At 47.1% G+C, this 641-nt stretch carries 1 protein-coding gene; it reads left to right on the top strand.

The genetic code is table 11. From position 1 onward, the window contains the following. Positions 1 to 18: 18 nt before the first annotated feature. Positions 19 to 641 (top strand): nuclease/transposase family protein (locus ACFQ0N_RS38245; protein WP_483874995.1); only part of this gene is annotated, 623 nt, incomplete at its 3' end.

Below are 641 nucleotides of genomic sequence, written 5' to 3'. Positions count from 1 at the left end.
ACATTGGTGAAACAAGACATGTATAAAACGATGCGTTCCCACTTCTCACAAGCTAGCAATCAAGCCCTTCTATACCTACAGGAAGTCCCAGTACGTAACGCTACAGAGCTGGATCACCTGCTTCGTTCCATACCACTACCATCCACACTGCTTCAAGAAGCAAGAAAACTGGCAGTCAGCCGGTATCAGGATTGGAGGAAGCATGCAAATACCAAGGGTTTTCCATCCTTTCAAGCGAATATCTCGATCCTATTTGACAATCAGAACTGGCGGCTCCGTTTCGATCAAGGACACCTGAAAATTGGCATCCCTACCATCGAAGGCCATTTAACCATCGATAAATATGTGCCTGCCAGCGCCAACGATTATTCCTTATTTTGGGTGAACTACCTTCTGACCGGGGAAATGGATCCAAACAGCAAACACTATAAACCTTCGTACGAAGGAATCTCGAAACCGAAAAAAGGGAATGCGCAGCTTTTTGAGCGAAAGGGGAAATGGTATTTTGCCTTCACCCTTTCCTTCAAACTTCGGGAAACGCGGAAAACGAACAAAGCGATTGGCGTTGATCGCGGATTACGCCTCATTGCGGTTGCCGCCGATGCCGATACAGGGAACTACCTGACCTTTAACGGCAAACG

Origin of the sequence: Paenibacillus sp. GCM10027626 (assembly GCF_042676285.1) — a bacterium.
GTDB lineage: Bacteria > Bacillota > Bacilli > Paenibacillales > Paenibacillaceae > Paenibacillus_Z.
Note: the sequence above shows the minus strand (reverse complement) of the source record. Positions and strands in the feature narration are given on the sequence as shown.